The 23,700-nt window shown below is 74.7% G+C and carries 19 protein-coding genes; 9 read left to right on the top strand and 10 right to left on the bottom strand.

The annotated features are described in order from the left end of the window. Positions 1–2 precede the first annotated feature (2 nt). The 3 genes from AB0924_RS14665 (at position 3) to AB0924_RS14655 (ending at position 3,203) form a co-directional block, all read left to right on the top strand. A complete protein-coding gene (locus AB0924_RS14665) occupies positions 3–1,676 on the top strand; it encodes a PucR family transcriptional regulator ligand-binding domain-containing protein (RefSeq protein WP_366911553.1) in 1,674 nt (557 codons plus the stop codon). A 166-nt stretch (positions 1,677–1,842) separates the two neighbouring features. Then, positions 1,843–2,610, top strand: a complete 768-nt coding sequence (locus tag AB0924_RS14660; RefSeq protein ID WP_358936229.1) for a hypothetical protein — start codon at positions 1,843–1,845, stop codon at positions 2,608–2,610. 71 nt (positions 2,611–2,681) lie between these two features. Continuing rightward, positions 2,682–3,203 carry a DUF2231 domain-containing protein gene (locus tag AB0924_RS14655; RefSeq protein ID WP_358936231.1) on the top strand — a complete coding sequence of 174 codons (522 nt, stop codon included), beginning with the start codon at positions 2,682–2,684 and terminating at the stop codon, positions 3,201–3,203. 74 nt (positions 3,204–3,277) lie between these two features. Here the strand turns inward: AB0924_RS14655 and AB0924_RS14650 are convergent, their stop codons facing one another. Continuing rightward, complete coding sequence (locus AB0924_RS14650; RefSeq protein WP_358936233.1) at positions 3,278–4,060, bottom strand: GntR family transcriptional regulator; 783 nt, start codon at positions 4,058–4,060, stop codon at positions 3,278–3,280. 165 nt (positions 4,061–4,225) lie between these two features. Between AB0924_RS14650 and AB0924_RS14645 the strand changes: the two genes are divergently transcribed. Both AB0924_RS14645 and AB0924_RS14640 read left to right on the top strand, forming a co-directional pair. Then, on the top strand, positions 4,226–5,065 hold the full coding sequence (locus tag AB0924_RS14645) for a (2Fe-2S)-binding protein (protein ID WP_358936235.1): 840 nt from the start codon (positions 4,226–4,228) through the stop codon (positions 5,063–5,065). Between the two features lie 301 nt (positions 5,066–5,366). Then, on the top strand, positions 5,367–6,410 hold the full coding sequence (locus tag AB0924_RS14640; RefSeq protein ID WP_366911552.1) for a DUF2637 domain-containing protein: 1,044 nt from the start codon (positions 5,367–5,369) through the stop codon (positions 6,408–6,410). Positions 6,411–6,508: 98 nt separating this feature from the next. Here the strand turns inward: AB0924_RS14640 and AB0924_RS14635 are convergent, their stop codons facing one another. The 3 genes from AB0924_RS14635 to AB0924_RS14625 form a co-directional block, all read right to left on the bottom strand. Further along, complete coding sequence (locus AB0924_RS14635) at positions 6,509–6,961, bottom strand: ATP-binding protein (protein WP_358936239.1); 453 nt, start codon at positions 6,959–6,961, stop codon at positions 6,509–6,511. Between the two features lie 331 nt (positions 6,962–7,292). Continuing rightward, positions 7,293–9,035 (bottom strand): pyruvate dehydrogenase, encoded by a 1,743-nt coding sequence (locus tag AB0924_RS14630; RefSeq protein WP_358936241.1) that lies wholly within the window; start codon positions 9,033–9,035, stop codon positions 7,293–7,295. Positions 9,036–9,112: 77 nt separating this feature from the next. Continuing rightward, positions 9,113–10,528 carry a protein phosphatase 2C domain-containing protein gene (locus AB0924_RS14625; RefSeq protein WP_366911550.1) on the bottom strand — a complete coding sequence of 472 codons (1,416 nt, stop codon included), beginning with the start codon at positions 10,526–10,528 and terminating at the stop codon, positions 9,113–9,115. Positions 10,529–10,933: 405 nt separating this feature from the next. Between AB0924_RS14625 and AB0924_RS14620 the strand changes: the two genes are divergently transcribed. Both AB0924_RS14620 and AB0924_RS14615 read left to right on the top strand, forming a co-directional pair. After that, complete coding sequence (locus AB0924_RS14620; protein WP_366911549.1) at positions 10,934–11,923, top strand: helix-turn-helix domain-containing protein; 990 nt, start codon at positions 10,934–10,936, stop codon at positions 11,921–11,923. Between the two features lie 36 nt (positions 11,924–11,959). Then, positions 11,960–12,442: a DUF456 domain-containing protein gene (locus tag AB0924_RS14615; protein ID WP_359546542.1), complete on the top strand. Its 483-nt coding sequence runs from the start codon at positions 11,960–11,962 to the stop codon at positions 12,440–12,442. Positions 12,443–12,446: 4 nt separating this feature from the next. Here the strand turns inward: AB0924_RS14615 and AB0924_RS14610 are convergent, their stop codons facing one another. From AB0924_RS14610 to rsgA, 4 genes are all read right to left on the bottom strand, one after another. Beyond that, positions 12,447–13,622, bottom strand: coding sequence for a GDSL-type esterase/lipase family protein (locus AB0924_RS14610; protein ID WP_366911548.1), 1,176 nt, complete (start codon positions 13,620–13,622; stop codon positions 12,447–12,449). Positions 13,623–13,783: 161 nt separating this feature from the next. Continuing rightward, the gene (locus tag AB0924_RS14605) at positions 13,784–14,299 is read right to left on the bottom strand and encodes a methylated-DNA--[protein]-cysteine S-methyltransferase (protein WP_366911546.1); all 516 of its coding nucleotides are present in this window, start codon (positions 14,297–14,299) and stop codon (positions 13,784–13,786) included. Next, positions 14,296–15,690 carry an AlkA N-terminal domain-containing protein gene (locus AB0924_RS14600; protein ID WP_366911605.1) on the bottom strand — a complete coding sequence of 465 codons (1,395 nt, stop codon included), beginning with the start codon at positions 15,688–15,690 and terminating at the stop codon, positions 14,296–14,298. The genes AB0924_RS14605 and AB0924_RS14600 overlap by 4 nt, the downstream gene beginning before the upstream one ends. Before the next feature lie 169 nt (positions 15,691–15,859). After that, a complete protein-coding gene (gene rsgA / locus AB0924_RS14595; RefSeq protein ID WP_358935280.1) occupies positions 15,860–16,963 on the bottom strand; it encodes a ribosome small subunit-dependent GTPase A in 1,104 nt (367 codons plus the stop codon). 432 nt (positions 16,964–17,395) lie between these two features. Here rsgA and AB0924_RS14590 point away from each other — a divergent pair, with 432 nt between their 5' ends. Further along, positions 17,396–17,599, top strand: coding sequence for a cold-shock protein (locus tag AB0924_RS14590; protein WP_020943502.1), 204 nt, complete (start codon positions 17,396–17,398; stop codon positions 17,597–17,599). A gap of 87 nt (positions 17,600–17,686) precedes the next feature. Next, on the top strand, positions 17,687–19,423 hold the full coding sequence (locus AB0924_RS14585) for a DEAD/DEAH box helicase (RefSeq protein ID WP_366911545.1): 1,737 nt from the start codon (positions 17,687–17,689) through the stop codon (positions 19,421–19,423). A 43-nt stretch (positions 19,424–19,466) separates the two neighbouring features. On the opposite strand, the gene AB0924_RS14580 is transcribed toward AB0924_RS14585, so the two are convergent. Then, positions 19,467–21,584 (bottom strand): hypothetical protein, encoded by a 2,118-nt coding sequence (locus tag AB0924_RS14580; RefSeq protein WP_366911544.1) that lies wholly within the window; start codon positions 21,582–21,584, stop codon positions 19,467–19,469. Further along, a complete protein-coding gene (locus AB0924_RS14575) occupies positions 21,581–23,680 on the bottom strand; it encodes a hypothetical protein (protein WP_358935273.1) in 2,100 nt (699 codons plus the stop codon). The genes AB0924_RS14580 and AB0924_RS14575 overlap by 4 nt, the downstream gene beginning before the upstream one ends. Positions 23,681–23,700: the final 20 nt, after the last annotated feature.

Here is a 23,700-nt window from a genome sequence, read left to right as displayed (position 1 = left end):
AGATGCGGCTGCGCGCACTGCTGGACACCGATGCGCTGGGGCTGCGGCTGCTCGGCGGCGAGGACGAGCTGGACCGCTCCGTGCGCGGGGTCATGACCACCGACCTGCGCGACCCGAGCCGCTATCTGTCCGGCGGCGAGCTGGTGCTGACCGGACTGGCCTGGCGCCGCGACGCCGGCGACTCCGAGCCCTTCGTACGGATCCTGGTGCAGGCCGGGGTGGCGGCGCTGGCGGCCGGCGAGGCCGAGCTGGGCGCCGTGCCGGAGGACCTGGTGCTGGCCTGCGCCAAGCACCGGCTGCCGCTGTTCGCGGTGCACGAGTCGGTGGCGTTCGCGACGGTCACCGAGCACGTGGTGCGGCAGGTCTCCGGGGAGCGGGCCGGTGACCTGGCGGCCGTGGTGGACCGGCACCGGCGGATGATGACCTCGGGCCCGGCCGGCGGCGGCCCCGACGTGGTCCTCGACCTGCTCGGCACCGACCTGGACCTGCGCGCCTGGGTGCTCTCCCCCACCGGCCGGCTGATCGCCGGCTCGAAGGTCGCGGGTCCCGCGCTGCCGGCCGAGACCTGCGCGCGGCTCGCCGCCGAGCACCTGGCCGCCACCCGCTCCGGCCGGCGCGGCCCGCACCGGTTGCCGCTGGACGGCAGCACGTTCTCCCTCTTCCCCATCCGCTCCTCGGGGCGCTCCCCGCAGGCCGCCCGCGACATGCGCGAGACGGTCCTGTCGGACTGGCTGCTCGCGGTGGAGGCGGACGCCGGGGACTGGCCCGAGGAGCGCCTCGACCTGCTTCAGGGCGTCACCCAGCTGATCGCCGTCGAGCGCGACCGGCGGGACGCGGCACGCACGGTGCGGCGCCGGCTCGCGCAGGAGGTGCTGGAACTGGTGCAGACCGGTGCCGCGCCCGCCGAGATCGCCGCGCGACTGCGGGTGGCCGCGCCGGTGCTGCTGCCGGGGCTCGGGGCGGCCCCGCACTGGCAGGTGGTCGTGGCCCGGGTCGAATGGGACGGCGCGGCGCCGGCGGGCGGCCCGGTCGCCCAGTCGCTGCTGGAGGAGATCCTGGTGGACCCGCTGGCCACCGGCCCCGAGCCCTCGGACCGCATCGCCGTCGCCCACACCGGGGACGAGGCGATCGCCCTGGTGCCGCTCCCGGCGGTCGCCGCCGACCAGGACGGCTCCGAGACCGGTCTGCTCGCCGACGCGCTGCTGCGAGCGGTACGGGAGCCGCTGTCGGCGGGCCTGGCCGACGACGGGCGGCTGACCCTCGGTGTCAGCGCCGCCGTGCACTCGGCGGAGGGCCTGCGCGGCGCGCTGGAGGAGGCCCGGCACGCCCGCCGGGTCGCCGCGGCCCGCCCCGGCCGGGTCTGCGCGGCCGGCCACCAGGAGCTGGCCTCGCACGTGCTGCTGCTGCCGTTCGTCCCGGACGACGTCCGCCGCGCCTTCACGGCACGTCTGCTGGACCCGCTGACCGACTACGACCGCCGCCACCGCGCCGAGCTGATCCCGACCCTGGAGGCGTTCCTCGACTGCGACGGCTCCTGGACCCGCTGCGCCACCCGGCTCCACCTGCACGTCAACACACTGCGCTACCGGGTCGGGCGGATCGAGCAGTTGACGGGACGGGACCTGTCCCGCCTCGAGGACAAGCTGGACTTCTTCCTGGCGCTGCGGATGAGCTGAGGCGACCGAGACGTGACAGGGTCCGGCCAAGTCACGCCAAGGTCCCCCGACTTTGTGAATTTTTTCACCCATCCCCTTGGCCCAGCCCCATGATTGGTGCTGGAATGCCGCCACCACTCAACAGCTCGACGGCGTGCTCGGGGAGGGCAACGTGGCGCATTCCGCCATGTCTGGTAACGGAACGACCGCCTGTGACGATCCTCTCCAGACCGCGGTATGGCGGTTGCGCTCGCGGGCCTGCTGGGCCGACGCGGCGGCCATGCTGCCGGCGGACACCCCGGCCGCGACCCTGCAGCGGGCCGCGCTGCTGGTCGAGCGGTGCCTGTACACCGAGCGGGGCTGGGCGGAGGCGGAGGACGCGCTGCGCACGGCGGAGGCGCAGGCGCACACCGACGAGGAGCGCGGGGCGGCCGCCTGCGAACGCGGCCAACTCGCCTACGCCGCCACGCTGCACGGCGTACGGGACCGGGCGGACGAGGCACGGGCCGCGCTGGGGCGGGCGGCGGCGCTGATTCCGCCGGGCGCCGTGGGACGGGCGCTGCTGGACTTCCGGCGGGGGCTGCTGGCCGAGAACCTGGCCCACTCCCCGCAGGCGGCGCGTGCCGCGTACCGCCGCGCCCACGCGGGCGCCACCGCGCACGCCGATCCGCTGCTGCTGTCCTTCACCTGGCGCCACCTCGCCGGACTCTCCCTGCGCGACGGGGAGTTGGCGGAAGCCCGGCACGGCTTCGCCGAGTCGCTGCGGATCCGCGAGGAGCTGGGCTACCTGGTGGGCACGGCCCCCGCGCTGGCCTCCCTGGCGGACGCGGAGTCGGAGCCGGAGGCCTCACGGCTGCGGGAGGAGGCCCGGCGGCTGTTCCGGCTGCTGGGCGGCGTCCCGACCTGGCTGGCCCAGCAGTTGGCCCCGCCTGCGCCGGGTGCCGCGACCGCCTGAGGGCCGCCTCAGAGCCGGCTGAGAGGTCGCTGTGCCAGTGTGACGCGCCCCGACCCCCTCAGGAGCGCTCGATGAGTCTGGTCAACGGCCTTCCGGCCCATGTTCTGCTGGTGCACGTGGTCGTCGTACTGATACCGCTGACCGCGCTGGCCCTGGTGGCCGGCGCGGTGTGGCCCCGGGCCGCCCGGCGGCTGGGCGTGCTGCTGCCCTCGCTCGCCCTCGTGGCCCTGGTCAGCGTGCCGCTGACCAGCCAGGCCGGTGAGTGGCTGGAGCGGCACGTCGACGACGACGCGCTGGTCCGGCGGCACACCGAGCTGGGCGACGGACTGCTGCCGTGGGCGCTGGGCCTGTTCGTCCTGGCGGCGGTCGTGTGGTGGTCGGCACGCGGTCCGCGGCGGGAGGGCCGGGACGGCGGCACGGAGCTGGCCACCTGGCTCACCTCGCTGCCGCTGCGCGTCGTGGTGTCGGTGCTGTCCCTGGCGGTGGCGGCCGGAGCCGTGGTGGACGTGTACCGCATCGGCGACTCGGGCGCGAAGGCCGCCTGGCACGACGCGTACTCGAAGAGCGCGCACGGCGAGCGGGACGGTTCCTGACCCGTGTCCCGGGCGGAGCGGGGAGGCCCGCTCCGCCCCTTGCCGGGCGGCGCCCGGGAGGTGTCCGCCCGGCGTCAGACGGCGCCCGCGAAGTGGTCGCCGACCAGGTCCCGCACCACGTCGAGGTCGCGGGCGATCAGCGCGTCCAGCAGTGCCGTGTGCTCGGCGGCGTCGGCCACGAGGTCGGCGCGGCCGTGCCGCACCGGGCCGCCCACCAGCGGCCACTGGGAGCGCCGGTGGAGGTCCTCCGCCATCCGCACGAGCTGCGCGTTGCCCGCGAGGGACAGCACCGCCCGGTGGAAGGCGCGGTCGGACTCCGCGTACGTCGCCGGGCAGCCGGAGGACGCGGCGCGCACCGTGTCCTCGGCCAGCGGCCGCAGCTCGGCCCAGCGCTCCGCGGGCACCGTACGGGCCAGCCGCAGCATCACCGGCACCTCCAGCAGCGCCCGCACCTCGGCCAGCTCGGCCAGTTCCCGGGCGCCCCGCTGCATGACCCGGAAGCCGCGGTTGGGCACCACCTCGACGGCGCCCTCAAGGGTGAGCTGCTGCATGGCCTCGCGCACCGGTGTCGCCGACACCCCGAAGCTTTCGCCGAGGGCGGGCGCCGAGTAGACCTCGCCCGGTTTCAGCTCGCCGGCGACCAGAGCCGCCCGCAGCGCGTCGAGGATCTGACCGCGCACCGAGGAGCGCCGCACGGCCGTCCTGGGCCGCGGGATCGGACGCTCACCGTGGGTGTGCTCGCCCCGCGCCCCGGACGGACCGGTGTCCGGCCGGCCGGCCGGCTCGGCCGCCCGCTCCCGCGCCGGTGCCCTGGCCTCGCCGAACGGGTCGGCGGAGCCCTGCACACCCTGCTTCACGGGGCCTCCTCCGGCTTGTCGGCACTTGGGGTCATTAACGGCGGGTTGTCACTTGTCCGTCAAGCACCATAGGCGCACGGGGCGGGTCTTCAAATTTCCCGGAGAATGGATAAGGTTAGGCTTACCTTTGCATTCAGCCCGCGATCAAGGTCCGGTGATCCCGCCATGCCCGCTACGGCCTCGCCGTTCACCGCCGCGTACGCCCGCCTCACCGCGGTCCACCCGGGGCTGACGGTCACCGAGCCGGACCCGGCGCGGGCACTGCCCGAGGGCGGCGGCTGGGTCGGTGCCGCGGGGCTCGCCGAGGGCGGGGACCGGCTCGACGCCTTCCTCGCCTGGGACGAGGCCCAGGTGCTGCGGGACTACGGCCGGCGGGCCCGCCCGGACGTCGTGGCGAGCTTCGGACTGCACCGCTACGCCTGGCCGGCCTGCCTGCTGATCACCGTCCCGTGGTTCCTGCACCGCCGGGTGCCCCGGCTGCCCGTGACGGCCGTCTCCCACGACCGCGCGGCCGGCCGCATGGCCGTCCGCCCCGCCTCCTTCGCCTGCCTGCCGGGCGATCCGGCGGCCGTCCTGCCCGGCGCGGTCGTCGTGCCGGACGAGGAGGCGCTGCGGGCCGAGGTACGCGCGGCCGTCGCCGAGCACCTGGAGCCGGTGCTCGCCGCCTTCGGGCCGCGGATGCGGCGGCGCGGGCGCGCCCTGTGGGGCATGGCGACCGACGAGGTCGTGGAGGGCCTGTGGTACGTCGCCCACCTGTTCGGCGCGGACGAGGAGCGGCGGGCCGTGCGGGAGCTGGAGCTGCTGCTGCCGGGGGCGACGCGGCCGTACGCCGGCTCGGCGGCGTTCCGCGTGCTGACCGGGCCGGACGGCGAGCCGCTGGCCACCCGGGACCGGGCGAGCTGCTGCATGTTCTACACCGTGCGCCCCGAGGACACCTGCGCCACCTGCCCGCGCACCTGCGACAGCGACCGGATCGCCAGGCTCACCGCCGCCGTGGCCGCCTGAGGCTCCCTCAGGTCTCCTGCGCCTCCCGCGTCCCTTAAGACCATCACGATCGGACCACCGGTCACGGACAGGTGATTCACAACTCCCCCACCCGCATCGGGAACTTTCCGGGGAACCATCCGTACGGGTAGTCTTATTCGAACTCAACTCCCGCCCCTCAAGCGGCAGTTCGAGCAGAACGTCGCCCTGGGCATCCCCTTGCACCTCCTTGGCGGCCTCTTGCCCCGAAACCCCCTGAGGGCTGTCCGGAGTGGGCCACTATGGCGGGCGTTACGCCCTATCCCAATGCAAGGGACCCCTGATGAGACTGACCGACATATCGCTGAACTGGCTGCTTCCGGGCGCCGTGCTGCTCCTGGGCATGCTGGTGGCGGTGGCGGTGCTCGCGCGCGGCAAGCGCTCCTCCGGGGAGAACGCGAGTGCGGACGACTCGTGGGAGCGCCAGGAGGAGCGCCGCAGGCGCAAGGAGGCCGTTTACGGCACCGCCTCCTACGTGCTGCTGTTCTGCTGTGCGGCGGTCGCGGCCGCCCTCTCCTTCCACGGCCTGGTCGGCTTCGGTGAGCAGAACCTCGGGCTGACCGACGGCTGGCAGTACCTGGTGCCGTTCGGCCTGGACGGCGCGGCGATGTTCTGCTCCGTCCTCGCGGTGCGCGAGGCCAGCCACGGTGACGCGGCCCTGGGCTCCCGGATACTGGTGTGGCTGTTCGCCGCGGCGGCGGCCTGGTTCAACTGGGTGCACGCACCTCGCGGCGTCGGCCACGCGGGCGCCCCGCAGTTCTTCTCCGGCATGTCCCTGTCGGCGGCCGTGCTGTTCGACCGCGCGCTGAAGCAGACCCGCCGGGCCGCGCTGCGCGAGCAGGGCCTGGTGCCCCGCCCGCTGCCGCAGATCCGCATCGTCCGCTGGCTGCGGGCGCCGCGCGAGACCTACGGGGCCTGGTCCCTCATGCTCCTGGAGGGCGTGCGCAGCCTGGACGAGGCGGTCGAGGAGGTGCGCGACGACAAGCGGCAGAAGGAAGAGGCGCGCCGGGCCCGGCGTGACCAACAGCGGGTGGAGCGCGCCCAGCTGCGCGCGCTCAGCCGGGGTCACCGCGGCTTCGCCGGACGCGGTGGCGGCCGTCAGGTGGAGGTGCAGACGGTGGAGCGCGGCCCCGCGCCGGCGACCGCGGAACCTGCCATATCGGCGCCGGAGCCGCTGCCCGTCCGCTCCCGGCCCTCCCTTCAGCCGGTCCGCAAGGGCACTGAGGCGATCACCGTCGACCTCACCGCCGAGGACGACACGATGGCGCTGCCGCGCCTGGACTCCCTGGAGCGCAAACTGAAGGATCTGGAGCAGCAGTTCGGCTAGAACCGGAGCAGGGACCGGGGACTGGGCTCATCTCGGGACGGGGGCGTGACCGCGCGGTCACGCCCCCGTCCCGTGTCCGTCTTCGCGGCCGGTGAGCCTCAGGCCGCCTCGGCACCGAGTTCGAACCACACCGACTTGCCCACGCCGTGCGGCCGTACGCCCCAGCAGTCCGCGAGGGACTCCACCAGGACCAGCCCCCGCCCGTTGGTGTCCTGCTCCGTGTCCGGTGTGCGCGGCCGCGGTCCGCGGGCCACGAAGTCCCGTACCTCCACGCGCAGTCCGCCGGCCGAGACGACGGCGGTCAGTACGGCGTCGCGGTCGGTGTGCACGAGTGCGTTGGTGACGAGTTCGCTGGTGAGCAGTTCGGCTATCTCCGAGCGACCCGGTCTGCCCCAGTGCCGCAGCAGTTCCCGTAGTTCCCGGCGCGCCTCGGGCACCGCCCTGAGGTCCGCCCGCCCCAGCCTGCGCCTGAGCCGCTGCTGGTGCCACTCGTGTTCGGTGATGGTGTCGGTCTCTTCCCCCGCTTGAGCCGAGGAGGCCCCGATGGCCACGGGACCGCCCCCTCGCGCCTGCCTCTTCATGACCCCCGCCCGCACGTTTCCGGCCCTGCCCCTCCTGGTCGAACACGTTCACGGGGATCCATTCCCCACCCGCCCACGGGCAGTCCTGGGGTCCGGCCGACGGCCGTGTGTTCGGCCACGCCCGCCCGAGCCTCGCGCCCGGCCCCGGACACCGCCGCGATCTTGCTCCGCCCCGGCAGGACCGCCGTACGGTGCCCCGCGAGTCCCAGGACGGACAGATCGGGACGTGTGGCCCCAGCTGGGCGGTGCGCCGTCACGGGCCGTGAAAGTGGCCGGAAAACACCGTTGTCCGGGCGGAGTCTCAGGGCCTGGGGACGTTGCGCAGGTTGGAGCGGGCCATCTGGACCATGCGGCCGACCCCGCCGTCCAGCACCATCTTCGAGGCGGACAGCGCGAACCCGGTGACCATCTCGGCGCTGATCTTCGGCGGGATGGACAGGGCGTTGGGATCGGTGACGACGTCCACCAGCGCCGGCCCCTTGTGCCGGAGGGCGTCCTTGAGCGCGCCGGCGAGGTGCTTGGGCTTCTCCACCCGCACCCCGTAGGCACCGCAGGCGCGGGCGACGGCGGCGAAGTCGGGGTTGGTGTTGGCGGTGCCGTACGAGGGCAGGCCCGCGACCAGCATCTCCAGCTCGACCATGCTGAGCGCGGAGTTGTTGAACAGCACGACCTTCACCGGCAGGTCGTACTGCACGAGCGTGAGGAAGTCACCCATCAGCATGGCGAAGCCGCCGTCGCCGGACATGGAGACGACCTGCCTGCGCCGGTCGGTGAACTGGGCGCCGATCGCCATCGGCAGCGCGTTCGCCATCGAGCCGTGCGAGAAGGAACCGATGATCCGGCGGCGGCCGTTGGGCGAGATGTAGCGCGCGGCCCACACGTTGCACATGCCCGTGTCGACCGTGAACACCGCGTCGTCGGAGGCTACTTCGTCGAGGACGGCGGCCACGTACTCGGGGTGGATGGGGACGTGCTTGTCCACCTTGCGGGTGTAGGCCTTGACCACGCCCTCCAGCGCGTCGGCGTGCTTCTTCAGCATCCGGTCGAGGAAGCGCCGGTTCGTCTTCTCCTTCACCCGCGGGATGAGACAGCGCAGCGTCTCGCGCACGTCGCCCCACACGGCGAGGTCGAGCCGGGAGCGCCGGCCGAGGACCTCGGGCCGCACGTCGACCTGGGCGATCTTCACGTCGTTCGGCAGGAAGGCGTTGTACGGGAAGTCGGTGCCCAGCAGGATCAGCAGGTCGCACTCGTGGGTGGCCTCGTAGGCGGCGCCGTAGCCGAGCAGCCCGCTCATGCCGACGTCGAACGGGTTGTCGTACTGGATGAACTCCTTGCCCCTGAGCGCGTGCCCGACCGGGGACTTGATCCTCTCGGCGAACCGCATCACCTCGGCGTGCGCGCCGGCCGTGCCCTTGCCGCAGAAGAGGGTGACCTTGCCGGCCTCGTCGATCATGTCCACGAGCTTGTCGAGCTCCGCGTCACCGGGCCGGATCGTGGGCCGGGAGGTGACCAGGGCGCTCTCGGCGGCGCGTTCCGGGGCGGGCTGGTCGGCGATGTCGCCGGGCAGCGAGACCACGCTCACGCCGCTCTGCCCGACCGCGTGCTGGATGGCGGTCTGCAGCAGCCGGGGCATCTGTCTCGGGCTGGAGATCAGCTCGCTGTAATGGCTGCACTCCTGGAAGAGCCGGTCCGGGTGGGTCTCCTGGAAGTAGCCGAGGCCGATCTCGCTGGAGGGGATGTGCGAGGCCAGCGCGAGCACCGGGGCCATGGAACGGTGCGCGTCGTACAGACCGTTGATTAGGTGCAGGTTGCCCGGGCCGCAGGAGCCGGCGCAGGCCGCCAGCCGGCCGGTGATCTGGGCCTCGGCACCGGCCGCGAAGGCAGCGGTCTCCTCGTGGCGTACGTGGATCCAGTCCACGGCGGAGTGGCGGCGCACGGCGTCCACGACCGGGTTGAGGCTGTCCCCGACGACGCCGTAGAGCCGGCGCACACCGGCCCGGACGAGGATGTCTACGAACTGCTCGGCGACGTTCTGTTTGGCCATGGCTGTCGTCAGCTCCTTCGCTGTCCCTCGCTGTCCCGCAGGGGCCCTCCCGGTCCATCAAGTCACAGGGGCGGCGGTCACGCCTCCCACACGGCCGCCGCCGTACGGTCGTCGGCGTAACCCTTCACCCGTACCTGGGCGTCCGCGAGGAACGCGGCGAGGCCCGGCGGGGTGGGGCCGGACCAGCGGCGAGCGAGGTATGCGCAGAGCGCGGGCTCGCCGCGCAGCGGCTCGGCGAGGCCGCCGGTCGCCATCACCAGCACATCACCCGGGCGGGCTACCGAGGCGCGGAAGCGGAAGGGTTCGCGGGGTGGCCCGGGGGCGGGCTCGAACGGGCTCGGCGGGACCGGGATGCCGAAGTCCATGGTGAGCCGGTCGCCCTCGGGGGTCTCGGCGGGGGCCGAGCCGAAGCCGACGACCGGTTCGCCGGTGGCGCCGCCGGACGGCACACCGGGCTCGATGTCCTGCCACTCGCCGCCGCGCAGCCGGAACAGTCCCCCTTCGCCGACGCCGAAGAACACGCGGGTACGGCAGCCGGGGTCGGCGGGCAGCAGCAGGCAGCGCAGACCGGCGGTGTACTCCTCCGGATCCAGGCCCCGTTCGGCGGCGTCGGCCCGCAGCCTGCCGAGACTGTGGTCGGTCAGCCGCTGCAGACCGGACTTCAGGTCGCCGCGCCGGGCGGCCCGGAGGTCCTCGACGAGCCGCCCGTGACTGCGGCCGACGGCCCGGCCGATCAGCCGGCACGCCTCCGCCGCCACCTGGTGCGCGCCCGGCGCGGCCCGTGCGCCGGTCGCCATGGCGACGAGCACCAGCGCCTGTTCGCCCGTGCCGAACCGCGCGGTCAGCAGCGCGTCCCGGCGCGGCTCGCCCCGGTACCGCGCCGAGTCCCCGCGCAGCGACACGGCGCGCAGCGTGCAGGTCCCGTACTGGGCCCCGTCCAGAGCGGTGTCGGCCACCTGCTCCGCCAGATCGTCCGGATCGGCGAGGGGCAGCGCGGTGGGCTCGGGGTCGTAGGTGGGGGGCCCGGAGCCCACGTGGTCGAGTGCGCAGGGCGGCGAGGGGACCGCTGAGGGCAAGGGGGCCGCGTAGGCGCGGGGCGGGCGCGCCGGAGGGTCGGGGGGCACGGGGGGCACGGCCGGGGCTGTGTCCGGCGGGGCCGGCAGGCGCTGAGCCGGCACCGCGCGGTCCGGGGATGCGCGGTCGGGTGACGGCTGGTCGGACGGCGGCTGGCCGGGCGGCGGTTCCGCGGACGCCGGCGTGCCGTCACCGGACCCCTCGCTCGCGCCGGGCTCATCGCTCGCGCCGGGCTCATCGCCCGCGCCGGGCACCTCGTTCCCTCCGGGCCGCTCCCGCACCGCGTCCCGGGCCGAGGTGAAGCGGTCGTCCAGCGAGTCGGGGGCCGGTGCGGGCCCCGTGTCCTCGGTGGAGTCGTCGTACAGCTGTCCCCACCAGTCGTCGTCATGACGGGCGGGCCTGCCCCCCTGCTGGCTCATGTCCCTGATTGTCCACCGCACGGGCCGTATGAGAACGGGGCACGGGGAAATTGCGGCGTCCGCGTTCGCGGGGCACGGCGCGACGGAGTACGGACCGAACCGCCGTACGTGAAAGGCTTGATGGCCGCCGGGCGGTCCCACCCCCCACGGGAGGACCGCCCGGCGGCGTTCTGGGTGACCGGGCTACGCCGGTCGAGTGGCCGGATCCGCTCGGATCATGCGGGGGATCTCTGGGCCGCGGCTGTGCGCCCCCGGCCCGGCCGGGTGTCCGCCGGTGCCGTTCAGCCTGGCAGAGTGACCGCTGGTACGGCGATGATGTGCGGCGGCGGGTTTGCGCCGTGGCCGGTTTCCGCCACGGATCGCCCGCGTGGATGGCTTGTTCTCAGGAAAGAGGAACGTGGCTCGATGCTGGCAGCGATAGGCCTGGACGAGACCCACGAGTCCGCGTACCGGGCGCTGGTGTCCGTGGGCGCCGCCGAGGTGGCCGATCTGGCGCGGCGGCTGTCGCTGGCCGAGCCTGACACCGAGCGCGCGCTGCGCCGGCTGGAGCGGCACGGCCTGGCGGCCCAGTCCCCGGCGCGGCCGGGCCGCTGGGTGGCGGCGCCGCCCGGGGTGGCGCTGGCCGCGCTGCTGACGCAGCGGCGGCACGAGCTGGAGCAGGCGGAGCTGGCGGCGGCTCTGCTGGCCGAGGAGTACCGGGCCACGGCGGCCGAGCCGGAGGTGCACGACCTGGTGGAGGTGGTGACCGGCGCCTCGGCGGTGGCGCAGCGCTTCCTGCAGATGCAGCTCGGCGCCACCGAGGAGGTGTGCGCGCTGGTCACCGGCAACCCGATGGTGGTCTCCGGGACGGAGAACGACGCGGAGGAGCAGGCGGCCGGGCGCGGGGTCCGCTACCGGGTGGTGGTGGAGCGCGCGGTGCTGGACCTGCCGCACGGGCTGACCGAGCTGACGGCGGCGCTGGGCCGGAACGAGCGGGTGCGGGTGCTGGACCGGGTGCCGACGAAGCTGGTGATCGCCGACCGGTCGCTCGCCATGGTGCCGCTCACGACCAGGACGGTGGAACCGGCCGCGCTGGTGGTGCACGCGAGCGGTCTGCTGGAGCTGTTGGCGGGTCTGTTCGACTCGGTGTGGCGCGAGGCGCTGCCGCTCCGGCTGGCCGCCTCCGGGGTGGCCGAGCAGCGGCCGGACGGGCCGGACCCGACCGACCTGGAGGTGCTGTCGCTGCTGCTGGCCGGACTGACCGACGCGAGCGTGGCCAAACAGCTCGACCTGGGCCTGCGGACCGTGCAGCGCCGGGTGAAGCGGCTGATGGAGCTGGCCGGGGTGACGACCCGGCTGCAACTGGGCTGGCACGCCTGCGAGCGGGGCTGGGTGTCCCGCGACGAACCCCTCTGATCTGCGGCTTCTTCACCTCTCGGGCACGCTGGGCAGATGGGAGCGTGGGAACTCCCGCTGGTCGGCGTGGTGATCGCGCTCGGTCTGTGCGGAGTGCTGGTGCCCGGGGCGCCGGGGTCCTGGCTGGTGTGGGCCGCGGTGCTGTGGTGGGCGCTGGAGGACCCGCGGCCGCTGGCCTGGGCGGTACTGGTGGGCGCCACCGGGGTGCTGCTGCTGTCGCTGCCGGTGCGCTGGGCGCTGCCCCCGCGCCGGCTGCGGGCGAGCGGCGCCACGCCCCGCATGGCCGTGTACGCCGGGACGGGCGCCGTCCTCGGCTTCGTGCTGCTGCCGGTGCTCGGCGCGCTGCCGGGTTTCCTGGCCGGGATCTATCTGCACGAGCGGCTGCGGCTCGGCGGGCACGGCGAGGCGATGTCCGCGCTGCGCACGACGATGCGGTCGGGCGGTTCCGGCGTGCTCACCGAGCTGTTCGCCTGTCTGCTGATCGCGGGGGCGTGGCTGGGCGCGGTGCTGTGGGGCTGACCGGTCAGCGGGCGAGTGCCGCGGCGACGGTGTCCGCGATCGCGCGCATCCCGGCGTCGTTGAAGTGCAGGTGGTCGCCGGGGTCGTAGGCGGGCAGGATGCGCTCGGGAAGGGCCGGGTCGCGTACGGCCGCGTCGGCGTCGGCGACGGCGTCGAAGGCGCCGCCGGTGCGGATGAACGCGTTGACCCGCTGCCGTACGGCCTCACCGGTCGCCGTGTACGCCCCGTACCCCGCGTACGGCGTGAGGGTGACGCCGACGACCCGGACGCCGCGGGCGTGGGCGCGGGCGACCAGGGTGCGGTACGCGGCGGCGAAGGCGGCGGGGTCGTCCGCCACGGGGGTGCCCTTGATGTCGTTGACGCCCTCCAGCACGACCATGACCCGCACCCCGGCCCGGTCCAGGGCGTCGGCGTCCAGCCGGGCCAGGGCGCTCGGCCCGGTGCCGTCGCGCAGCAGGCGGTTGCCCCCGACACCGGCGTTGAGGACGCCGAGACGCCCCAGCCGTTCGGCGAGCCGGTCCGGCCAGCGGCGGTTGGCGTCGGGGGTGGAGCCCTGGCCGTCCGTGAGCGAGTCGCCGAACGCGACGACGCTGTCCTCGGCGGCGCCGAGCACGTCGACGCCGGTGACGTAGTACCAGGAGCCGGTCGCCAGGGTGTAGGCGGCGCCGGTCTCGTCGGCCGCGTGGCCCGAGCCGGCGGGGGCCAGGTAGCTGGTCTGCAGGGCGGTGCGGTGGAAGGTCGCGGGGCCGGTGTCGTCCGGGGTGAGGACGGTGACCAGCAGGTCGGCGGCGGCCGGCACGGTCAGCGGGACGGGATCGGTGAGCACGTCCCGGCCGGGCTGGACGGTGACCGTCGGCGCGCCCCCGAAGGTGGCGGTGCGCAGGGTACCGGGTACGGCGTCCGGGCCCGCTGCCCGCCGCAGCGCCACCGTGACCGCGCCGAGCCGCAGCGGCGCGGTGCCGAGCCGGTTGCTGAGCCGGATCCGCACGGCGCCGCCGCCGACACTGAGATGGACGACGTTGCGGAAGGCGGCACCAGGCAGCGCGGCGGCGGTGCCGGACGGTGCCGCCTCCCAACTGCCGGTCCAGTGCGGTGCGGTGGTCCCGGCGACGGCCCTGGCCGTCGTACCCGGCACCACCGCGAGCAGCAGCGCCGCGAGCACCCGTCCGGCCTTGACCATGTACCGCCCGCCCTTCCCACGACCCGTCGCAGGTGACCGTGCCACAGGGCGGGCGCGCGGCACCGGAGCGGCACCGGGGAGTCCACCCGCTCGGCGTAGGGCGGTACGCGGGCGGCGGCGGTGGTTCCCGGCCGGGGCCCGCGGGCGTCGCGGCTATCCGGTCACCGGTCCGCCGCCGGGGCGGGATCCGGCAGGCCGTTCTCCAGGGTGAGCAGCCAGAGCTTTCGGTCGAGGCCGCCCGCGTAGCCGGTCAGGGCGCCGCCCGCGCCGATGACGCGGTGGCAGGGGCGGACGATGAGGAGGGGGTTGGCGCCGATCGCACCGCCGACGGCGCGGACGGCGGCACGGGGCGCGCCAATGCGGGCGGCGATCTCGCCGTAGGTGGCGGTGGCGCCGTACGGCACGGCGTCGAGGGCGTCCCACACCCGCTGCCGGAACTCGGTGCCGTGGGCGCGCAGGTGCAGCCGGAAGTCCTTCAGTTCACCGGCGAAGTAGGCGGCCAGCTGCTCCTCGGCGGCCCGGAAGGGCCCCGGGTCGTGTCGCCAGCCGGGTTCGACGGTCCGGCCGCCCTTCTGCCCGGGCACGGACAGGGAGGTGAGGGCGCCGTCGGGGCCGGCGGTGAGCAGCAGCCGTCCGACCGGGGCGTCCACGGCCGTCCAGCGGGTCAGGTCCGTCATGGGGTCAACTCTCCTGTGGTGCGCAGGTGCTGGATGGCATACGACCGCCAGGGCCGCCAGGTGTCGGGGGTGTCGAAGCCGGGCGGGGCCACGTCGGGATCGCCGAGGGCGCGGACGCGCAGGACGGCGGCGACGGCGGGGTCGAGGCCGGGCAGCGCGAGCAGCGCCCGCTGGGCTTCGTCCCGGTCGGCGCCCGGGTCCAGCCGTACGGTGCCGTCGGCGAGGGCGGCCGCGAGCGCGCCGAGCGGGCCGCCGGGCTCGGCCCCGGCGAGGACGGCGGGCTCCGGGAAGAGGTGCGTGAGGCTGCCGCAGGGTGCGTCGAGCGCCTTGCCGTACCGCCGCACCAGCCACTCGGCCCCGGCCGTCCCGGCGAGCGCCCGTACCGCGGGCTCCAGGGGGTCGACGGCACCGGGTGAGCGCAGACCGGGCCGGGCGGCGACCAGCGGGGCGAGCCGCGGGTCGCGGGACAGCCGCTCGTCGACCGCGTACGGGTCGGCGTCGAGGTCGAACAGCCGGCGCAGCCGGTGCACGGCGGTGGTCAGGTCCCGGGGGTCGGTGAGGTGCAGCCGCGCCTCCAGCCAGCCGCCCGGACGGGTGCCGCCGCCCGGTCGCCGGCCCCGGGCGCGCTCCTCGACGGCGACGATCCCGGTGCCGTGGGGCAGCCGCAGGGTGCGCCGGTAGATCCGGCCGCCCAGGGCGCCGGTGACCTCCTCGACGCCGGGCACGGCCTCGGCGGCGAGCTGGTCGAAGACGGCGGCGGACTGGTAGGGGCCGCGGTGGGCGAGCCGCAGCGGGACGCCCGCGCCCGGGGTGGCCCGGCGGGCGCCCCGGCCCCGGGGCGCGGCCGCCCGTACCCCGGTCGGCGTGGCGTCGTACACCTGGCGGATGGTGTCGTTGAACTGGCGCACGCTGGCGAACCCGGACGCGAACGCGATCTCCGTGATCGGCAGGTCGGTGGTCCGCAGCAGGGTCCGGGCGGTGTGCGCCCGCTGGGCCCGGGCGAGCGCCACGGGTCCGGCGCCGAGTTCGGTGGTGAGCTGCCGCTGGACCTGCCGGGCGCTGTAGCCGAGCCGGGCGGCCAGTCCGGCGACGCCCTCGCGGTCCACGACGCCGTCGCCGATCAGTCGCATGGCCCGGCCGACCACGTCCGCGCGGACGTTCCACTCCGCCGATCCCGGCACGGCGTCCGGGCGGCACCGCCGGCAGGCCCGGAAGCCGGAGCCCTGCGCGGCGGCGGCGGTGCGGAAGAACCGCACGTTGGAGCGCTTCGGGGTGACCGCCGGGCAGCTCGGCCGGCAGTAGATACCGGTGGTCTCGACGGCGAAGAAGAACGCCCCGTCGAACCGCCCGTCCCGGCTGCGCACCGCCTCGTACCCGCTGTCCTCGTCCATCACGTGTCCCAGTGTGACCGCCCCGGCCGGGGGCGGGCTGGCGGGAATCGGACATGCAGGTGGGAGGGGTGGCGGCGGGACGGCCGGAAGCCGCCCGGGCGGCATCCGGCCGGGCGGTGGGCGGCCGGGCGGTGGGCGGCCGGGCGGTGGGCGGCCGGGCGGTGGGCGGCTACGCCCAGCGGCCGCGCTTGGCCTCCATCGCGGCCCTGCCCTGCGCCCCCTTCCGCTTCCAGTCCTTCCTAATCTCCGCGCGCAGGCGGGCGTCCGTCTTGGCGACGATCCACTGGTTCTCGCGCAGCAGTTTGCGGTAGCTCTCCAGGCGCCGGACCGGGAGGTCTCCGCCGTCCACCGCGGAGCGCACCGCGCAGCCGGGCTCGCTCTCGTGCGCGCAGTCCTGGAACCGGCACCGCTCGGCCAGCTCCTCGATCTCCGCGAACACCTGCCCGACCCCGCTCTCGGCGTCGTACAGCCCGACGCCGCGCAGCCCGGGGGTGTCGATCAGCACGCCACCGGAGGGCAGCGGGAGCAGGTTGCGGGTGGTCGTGGTGTGCCGGCCCTTGCCGTCGACGTCCCGGGCGGCCTTCACGTCCATGACGTCCTCGCCGACCAGGGCGTTGGCGAGAGTGGACTTGCCGGCCCCGGACTGCCCCAGCAGCACGGTGGTGCCACCGCCGACGAGCGCGGTGAGCACGTCGAGGCCGTCGCCGTGCAGGGCGCTGACGGTGAGCACGGGCACGCCGGGCGCGGTCGTCTCGACGTCCTGGACGAGATGGGCCAGCGTCACCTGGTCCGGCACCAGGTCGGCCTTGGTGAGCACGACCACGGGCTGTGCGCCGGACTCCCAGGCCAGCGCCAGGAACCGTTCGACGCGCCCGAGGTCGAGCTCGACGGCGAGGGACACGGCGACGACGACGTGGTCGACGTTGGCCGCGAGGATCTGCCCCTCGGACCGCTTGGAGGAGGTCGACCGGACGAAAGCGGTACGGCGGGGCAGCAGCGTCCGCACGTACCGCGGATCACCGCCCTGCGGGTCGACGGCGACCCAGTCTCCCGTGCACACGACTTTCATCGGGTCGCGGGGGACGACGAACTCGGTGTCGGCGCGGACGACGCCGGCCGGGGTGATGACGTCGCACTGGCCGCGGTCGACCCGCACGACACGGCCGGGCAGGAGGCCCTGCTCGGCATGGGGAGCGAACTCGGCCTCCCAGCCCTCGTCCCAGCCGTAGCCGGCGAGAGGGTGCGACGAAACCGAAGAAGCGGAGAAGTTCAAGGGGAACCCTTCACAAGGGCGGCCCCGGCTCCGCGCACGTGCGCGCTGTGGGAAAGGTCAGCCGGTGGCCACGGGGGTGGAGTGGATGATCTTCTGGTTGCGGGCAGCACCCGTCACAGAGACAGCCATCGGTCACACCTCCCGTTCCTCGTCCGGTCGACAGCGGCCGTCAACGGCCGCCGTGCGAAGCGGTCTTCACAGTAGAGCGGCGCGCACCCGGGCGCCACCGGTTTGTTCGCCCGCGTCCGCCCGGCCCCGCACCCCTGGTGGGCGCGAGGCGTCCGTCCGCCGGAGTGTGCTACGGTTGCATCAGTTGCAGTTGTGGTACCCATGAATTCATGTGCGCCTGACGGGAATGTTTCTCCTAAAGGCGCATTATTTGTTTTTCCGGCATCTCCGGATGGGGCCTCTGCCTACCAGAAGGAGAAAGTCATGGCACAGGGAACCGTGAAGTGGTTCAACTCTGAAAAGGGTTTCGGCTTCATCGCGCAGGACGGCGGCGGCCCCGACGTCTTCGCCCACTACTCGAACATCGCCACCCAGGGCTTCCGTGAGCTCCAGGAGGGCCAGCGGGTCAGCTTCGACGTCACGCAGGGCCAGAAGGGCCCGCAGGCGGAGAACATCGTTCCCGCCTGATCGCCGGACACGTACCTGCTCACCGGGGCCCGCACCGTCATGGTGCGGACCCCGGTTTGTGCTGTTTTCAGGAAGGCAGACAACCGCATGCCCCGCAGACCCCAGAAGCCGAACCGGCGCGCGTCGTCACCCCCACCGTCCGCGTCGTCGCCGAGGGAATTCCGGCTGCCGGAAAGCACGACACCCGCACTTCCCGCCGTCGAGGACTTCGCCGGTCTGGACATGCCCGCGGCTCTGCTGAAGACGCTCACCGCGCAGGGTGTCACCACCCCCTTCCCCATCCAGGCCGCCACGCTGCCGAACTCGCTCGCCGGCCGTGACCTGCTCGGGCGGGGACGCACCGGCTCCGGCAAGACCCTCGCGTTCGGGCTGGCACTGCTGGCCCGCACGGCCGGACTGCGCGCGCAGCCCAAGGCGCCCCTCGCCCTCGTGCTGGTGCCCACCCGGGAACTCGCCCAGCAGGTGACGGACGCGCTCACCCCCTACGCGACGGCGGTGAACCTCCGGCTGACCACCGTGGTCGGCGGGCTGTCCATCACCAAGCAGGCCGGTGCGCTCCGGCGCGGCGCCGAGGTGGTCGTGGCGACCCCCGGCCGGCTCAACGACCTCGTGGAACGCGGGGACTGCGTGCTCGACGACGTGCGCATCACGGTGCTGGACGAAGCCGACCAGATGACCGACATGGGCTTCCTGCCGCAGATCACCAAGCTGATCCAGCGTGTACGGCCCGACGGGCAGCGCATGCTCTTCTCGGCCACCCTGGACCGCAACATCGACCGCCTGGTGCAGCGCTTCCTTACCGACCCCGTGGTGCACTCCGTGGATCCGTCCGCGGGAGCGGTGAGCACCATGGAGCACCACGTGCTCCACGTCCTGGACGGCACCGACAAGGAGGCCGTCACCACCCGCATCGCGGCCCGTGACGGCCGGGTCATCCTCTTCCTCGACACCAAGAGGTCCGCCGACCGGCTCGCCAAGCGGCTGCTGGCCGTCGGCGTCCGCGCGGCGGCACTGCACGGGGGCCGCTCCCAGCCGCAGCGCAACCGCACCCTGGATCAGTTCAAGACCGGCCGGGTCACCGCGCTGGTGGCGACGAACGTCGCGGCCCGCGGCATACACATCGACGACCTCGACCTCGTCGTGAACGTCGATCCGCCCACCGACCACAAGGACTACCTGCACCGGGGCGGCCGCACGGCCCGCGCCGGCGGTTCCGGCAGCGTGGTCACGCTGGTCCTGCCCGAGCAGAAGCGGGACATGACGCGGCTCATGTCGGACGCGGGCATCCGCCCCCGGACGGCCCGCGTCAAGTCGAGCGACCCGGAGCTGGTCACCATCACCGGCGCCCGCGAGCCCTCCGGCGTGCCCGTGATCATCGAGGTCCCCCAGCAGGCGACGCCGGCGGCGTCCCGCCCGGACCGGAAGACCGGCTCCGAGCGCGGCGGACGGTCCGGTCGCCGCCGCCGCGGCGGCGGCGGAGCCGGAGCCGGAGCGGCGACCGGTGCGGCCACCACGGCGGGCAACCGGGGCTCGGACCGCCGGGCCGCCGCCGGTGCGGCCGCGGCCGGTGACGCCTCCGCGGCCGGCGGGCGCGGTTCCGCCCGTCGGGCCGGATCCCCCCGGGCCACGGGTGGCGGCGTCGGCGCGGGCGGCCGGGGTACCGACCGCCGGGCCGCCGCCGGGACCGCGACCAGCGCCTCGTCGGGCAAGGACGCCCGCGGATCCCGCCGGCCCACGGCGGCCGGCGGTGCCACCGGCGGCGCCGCCGGGACCGGGAGCCGCGGCGCCGACCGCCGGGGCGGCCGGCGCACCTCGGCCACCTAGGCGGCCGTCGGCCGCGCCTTCGCCCAGGGCGTGCTCGGGTCCCTCAGACCAGGATCAGCACGAGCGCGATCATGACCGCGATCACGCCGACGAAGCCTCCGATCACACAGCCCGGGTTGCTCGTCAGCTCACCGAACCGGGCCCGGGCGGAGGACGGCGGCCCGGCGCCCGCCGGTGACTCGGGGGACCCCGGGGGCGACGAGGGCGTCCGGTGGACCGGCTGGGCGGTGGGCCGCTGGACCGTGGGCGGTGGCGACGGGACGGCGGACACCGCGCCGCCCCGGTACGCGTCCCGCAGGAGCTGGCTCCACAGGACCGGCGGCAGGTCGGGGGCCGGTCCGTTCTCCGGTTCGACGAAGGTCTGCCAGAGCCAGTTGCCCGTGGTGGCGTGACGGTCCCGGCTCATGCCGTAGAACAGCTCCCGCAGATCGCGCAGATAGCGTTCGTCCCGGACCAGCGGCGCCACGGCCCACTGGAAGACCCGGACCGCCCGCTCGGCCGTCGCGGTCCTCGACAGCGTGGGCTCGGTGCCGGACGACCGCGGCGCGAAGTACAGGTTCTGCTTCAGCACTTCGGCACACAGGGCGTGCCGTGTCTCCGGGCGGCGCTGCTGGAGGCGGGCCGCTCCGCCGAGCTCGTCGAGCACCAAGTCGATCGCGTCCGGGGAGAGTTGCTCCGAGCTGAGTTCGTCCAGCAGGACCTCGTCGGACTGCCTGCCGAGTTCCGCCACCAAAATCCGGTGCCCCATGGCGTCCCCGCGCCGGTACCCGCACAGCTCGCGGTGGAGGGCACGGGAGTCCGGGGCGCCCGGAAGGGCCGCCGCGGCGGCTGCCGGGGCGGTGTCGAAACCGTCGGGCAGCGACAGCACCGGGTGCCCGCCGGTCCCGTACTCGGTCGAGGCGCCGGGCGGGGGCGCTGGAGCAAAATCCGGTTCGGGCGAGTGCGGGAACTCGGGCACGGGCGCGGGCGCGGGGTCGGGTGCTTGTGGGCGCCGGTGCGGGGAGACCGGTTCGGGGGCGTGTACGGACCGGGGCGCAGACTCGGGAGGGCGTGCGGGACGGGGCTCGGGCCCGCGCAGTGGTGCGGGTTCGCGCGGCGGTGCCGGTTCGCGTACCGGATCGGGTTCGCGCACCTGTACGGGATCGGGATCGCGTACCGGCAAGGGCTCGGGATCGCGTACCGGCAAGGGCTCGGGGTCGCGTACCGGCAAGGGCTCGGGCTGGTACCGGGTGCGGGCCGGCGGGCGGTCGGTGCCGAGGATGGCCCGCAGCCGGGCGCTCCGCCGCTCCCAGTCGAGGGCCGCGCCGTCGGCGAGGCCGTCGACCAGTTGCGGCACACCGGCGGGCGCCTCCGGGTTGGCGAGGAGGTGCTTCACCAGCCGGGAGGCGGCCCGGTGTTCGAGGCCGGGCCGGGCCGGCCGGCGGTCCATGATCCGGGCGAGTGGGCCGGATCCGCCCGCGTCCGGTTCCCACCGCGGGACGGCCATCAGCCGCAGCGGGTGGGTGTCCACGGTGTCGTAGGTGGCGAACGTCCACTCCTGGCCGAGCCAGGAGCCGAAGATCAGGAACAGCCCCAGGTAGACCAGCGGCACCCGGTCCGCGTCCGGCCAGGCGCGCGCCGTCCCTTCCTCGAGGAGCAGCGACACCCGCTGGGCGGGATCACGCAGCAGCTCGGCGGTGGCCAGGATCAGCGCGTGCTCGACGCTCGGCAGCGCGTCCAGCATGCCGGGCAGTCGCCTGCGCGCCGGCTCGTCGAGTTCCGCGCAGTCGATCACGGACTGCGGGCCCTTCGCCTGCTCGGCCTTCTCCTGGGAGCCCCAGCCCCGGTGGGCCAGGCCCAGGCACTGCCGTGTCTTCAGGGCCCGGGGATCGCCGAAGAGCACATGACTGACCGTGGACGGACGGCCGCCCCGGTCGGTGGTGGGCCAGCGCTGCACGAGCATGACGTCGCCGTCGCGGGACACGGTGCGCACCACGCTCCGCCGTGCCGCCGCCGCGCCGGACACCCAGAGCAGCCGGCCGAGTTCCTGGCCAAGTCGCTCGGCCCGTTCGGGCGGGCAGGAGTGGGCGACCGCGCTCATACCGGTGCCCTGACGGCCGTGGTTGCCGTCCCAGCGGAAGACGACCTGGTGCACCTCGCGCCGGTCCTGGAAGCCGTTCACCGATGTTCCCCTCCCCCGGAGGATCCCGCGGATCCCCCGGCTTTCTGCGCTTCCTCCCGCGGCACCGTCTCGAGCACGGGCACCTCACCCACCGCCAGCGCCTCGGCGCCACCCGGCACGTCGATCAGCCCGTGCATCGCCAGCAGCGCCAGCAGCGGCTCCAGCACCCGCCGCGGCCCGGCGCCCGCCGGATAGCGGCCGTGGGCCTCCTGTCCCCCGGTGGCGGACGCGATGTGCAGGGTGCACCGGCGGATCGCGTCGAATGGACGCAGCCAGGCCTGGCCCGCGTGCCGGCGCAGCAGCCCGTACACGTCCCGGCTCTCCTCGCGGATCGGCGCGGGGTCGAGCGAGGTGGCGGGCGGCCGGGCCAGCCAGCGGTCGACGGGCGGCTGGAACCTGAGCAGGTCCGCCTTGCCGAGCACCATCGCGGCCGGCACGTCCAGGTACGGCCCGTTCTTCGGCAGCCGGTCCAGGACGGTGCCGAAGGCGAGGTCGCCGTCCCGGTTCACCTCGACGTCCAGGCGCTCCCTGACATGGTCGAGCTGGGGCAGCGGCAGGGCCAGCGCCGGGTCGACCACGAAGATCAGGGCGTCGACCCCGAGCAGGAACCGCAGCGCCGCGTCGGTGCGTACGAGGTCCTCGCCGCCCAGGTCGAAGAAGGCGACCGGACGGACCTGACCGCGGGCGTCGGTGATCAGCAGCGACTCCACGAAACGGGCGAAGTCGTCCAGGCCGAGGGCGGCCGTGTGGTCCAGGACCCGGCCGCTGCGCAGCGGCTGCACCCGTTCCCGTACGAACCGCGCGTGCTGTTCGGGGTTGACGGACTGCCACTTGAGGCCGAACGGCTCGAGACCGCCGTCCGTGACGGCCGCGATCATCTGGGTCAGCAGATGGCTCTTGCCGGTGGACGACTGGCCGACCATCGCCACGGTCAGCGGGCGGCCGTACGTGAGGTAGGGCACCGGGATGAAGTGCTCGGGGAAGTCCGGGTCGGCCGTGCACTTCTGGACGGCGCCGCGCATGATGTCGTTCCGCCGCACCGGGTTGTTGATGCCGGCCAGGTCCAGGGGCTTGTACTGCATCCTGCTGTCGGTGACGAACAGTTCGCCGAGGTCGAGCTGGATGGCCTCCAGGCAGTAGGGGCAGAGTACTTCGCCGTTGCCCGGGTCGGCCGCCGCCCCGGTGCCGTCCTCGGTACGGGTCACCGGTGCCTGCCGTTTGAGGCGCAGCGCCTCCTCGAAGGCCTCCCGGTGCGGACGCTGTTCGTCGGCGGGCAGGGTGAGCCGGACCCGGCGGGCGGCTCCGGGCGCGAGGAGTTCGAGCAACTGGGCGGGGGTGGGCCGGCCGGCGGCGCTCGGGGCGAAGGCCTGCCGCAACGTCCGGTCCAGCGCCCGGTGTTCGCCGAGGTCGGCGGGGGCCCGGTCGGCGGCCCCGGGCCGTCCGGTCACCAGCCGGTAGAGCACCTGGGCCGCGCTCCACACCGCGTCCCGGGGGTCGGCGAGCCCTTCGCCCCGGCGCTGTTCGGGCGAGCAGAAGGGCGGCCGGCCCCATGGGGCCCGGGGCCGTCCGGTCCTGGTCATCGCCTCCAGTCCCCAGAGCTGGACCCGGGCGCCGTCCCAGAGCACGGTGGTGGGCGAGACGCCACGCGGCACCAGCCCCTGGTCGGCCAGCAGGCACAGGGCGAGCATCAGATCCCGGGTGAGGCGCTGCTGGTCCGTCGCGGCCATCACGTGGGTGCGCGCGGCGGGGACCCCCCGGGGCGCCGCGTACAGCAGGAACGGCTCCGCGGCGTCCGGTTCGTAGCCGATGATCCGCGGGAAGAGCGCCGCGTACTCCGTGTCGTCGAGCACGCGGTGCAGATGCAGTGCGGTGCCCGCCTCGGTGTCCAGCAGCGCGCGCGCCGCCGGGTTGGCCGCCTCGGCGCTGCCCAGGCGCACCTGCAGGCACTGCTGTCCCTCGTCGTCGAGCACGCAGTTGCGGATGAGCTGGGGCAGCAGCCGGTCACGGCGGGACTCGGGCCCGAAGCGGGCCGGGGTGACGCGGCGCCGGCCCGACGGCAGGGTGAACGCGAGCTTGTCCGGGGGCGAGCTGGTCACCGGCGGTCCTCTCCTTCGTG

The sequence above is a fragment of the Streptomyces sp. NPDC047869 genome (genome assembly GCF_040704065.1).
Lineage (GTDB): Bacteria > Actinomycetota > Actinomycetes > Streptomycetales > Streptomycetaceae > Streptomyces.
This window is presented reverse-complemented; position numbering and strand designations above follow the sequence as displayed.

Bases quoted from the DNA above. Each gene is read 5' to 3' on its own strand.
- AB0924_RS14665 (WP_366911553.1), top strand. From the start codon at position 3: ATGCGGCTGCGCGCACTGCTGGACACCGATGCGCTGGGGCTGCGGCTG.
- AB0924_RS14660 (WP_358936229.1), top strand. From the start codon at position 1,843: ATGTCTGGTAACGGAACGACCGCCTGTGACGATCCTCTCCAGACCGCG.
- AB0924_RS14655 (WP_358936231.1), top strand. From the start codon at position 2,682: ATGAGTCTGGTCAACGGCCTTCCGGCCCATGTTCTGCTGGTGCACGTG.
- AB0924_RS14645 (WP_358936235.1), top strand. From the start codon at position 4,226: ATGCCCGCTACGGCCTCGCCGTTCACCGCCGCGTACGCCCGCCTCACC.
- AB0924_RS14640 (WP_366911552.1), top strand. From the start codon at position 5,367: ATGAGACTGACCGACATATCGCTGAACTGGCTGCTTCCGGGCGCCGTG.
- AB0924_RS14630 (WP_358936241.1), bottom strand. From the start codon at position 9,035: ATGGCCAAACAGAACGTCGCCGAGCAGTTCGTAGACATCCTCGTCCGG.
- AB0924_RS14625 (WP_366911550.1), bottom strand. From the start codon at position 10,528: ATGAGCCAGCAGGGGGGCAGGCCCGCCCGTCATGACGACGACTGGTGG.
- AB0924_RS14620 (WP_366911549.1), top strand. From the start codon at position 10,934: ATGCTGGCAGCGATAGGCCTGGACGAGACCCACGAGTCCGCGTACCGG.
- AB0924_RS14615 (WP_359546542.1), top strand. From the start codon at position 11,960: ATGGGAGCGTGGGAACTCCCGCTGGTCGGCGTGGTGATCGCGCTCGGT.
- AB0924_RS14610 (WP_366911548.1), bottom strand. From the start codon at position 13,622: ATGGTCAAGGCCGGACGGGTGCTCGCGGCGCTGCTGCTCGCGGTGGTG.
- AB0924_RS14605 (WP_366911546.1), bottom strand. From the start codon at position 14,299: ATGACGGACCTGACCCGCTGGACGGCCGTGGACGCCCCGGTCGGACGG.
- AB0924_RS14600 (WP_366911605.1), bottom strand. From the start codon at position 15,690: ATGGACGAGGACAGCGGGTACGAGGCGGTGCGCAGCCGGGACGGGCGG.
- AB0924_RS14590 (WP_020943502.1), top strand. From the start codon at position 17,396: ATGGCACAGGGAACCGTGAAGTGGTTCAACTCTGAAAAGGGTTTCGGC.
- AB0924_RS14585 (WP_366911545.1), top strand. From the start codon at position 17,687: ATGCCCCGCAGACCCCAGAAGCCGAACCGGCGCGCGTCGTCACCCCCA.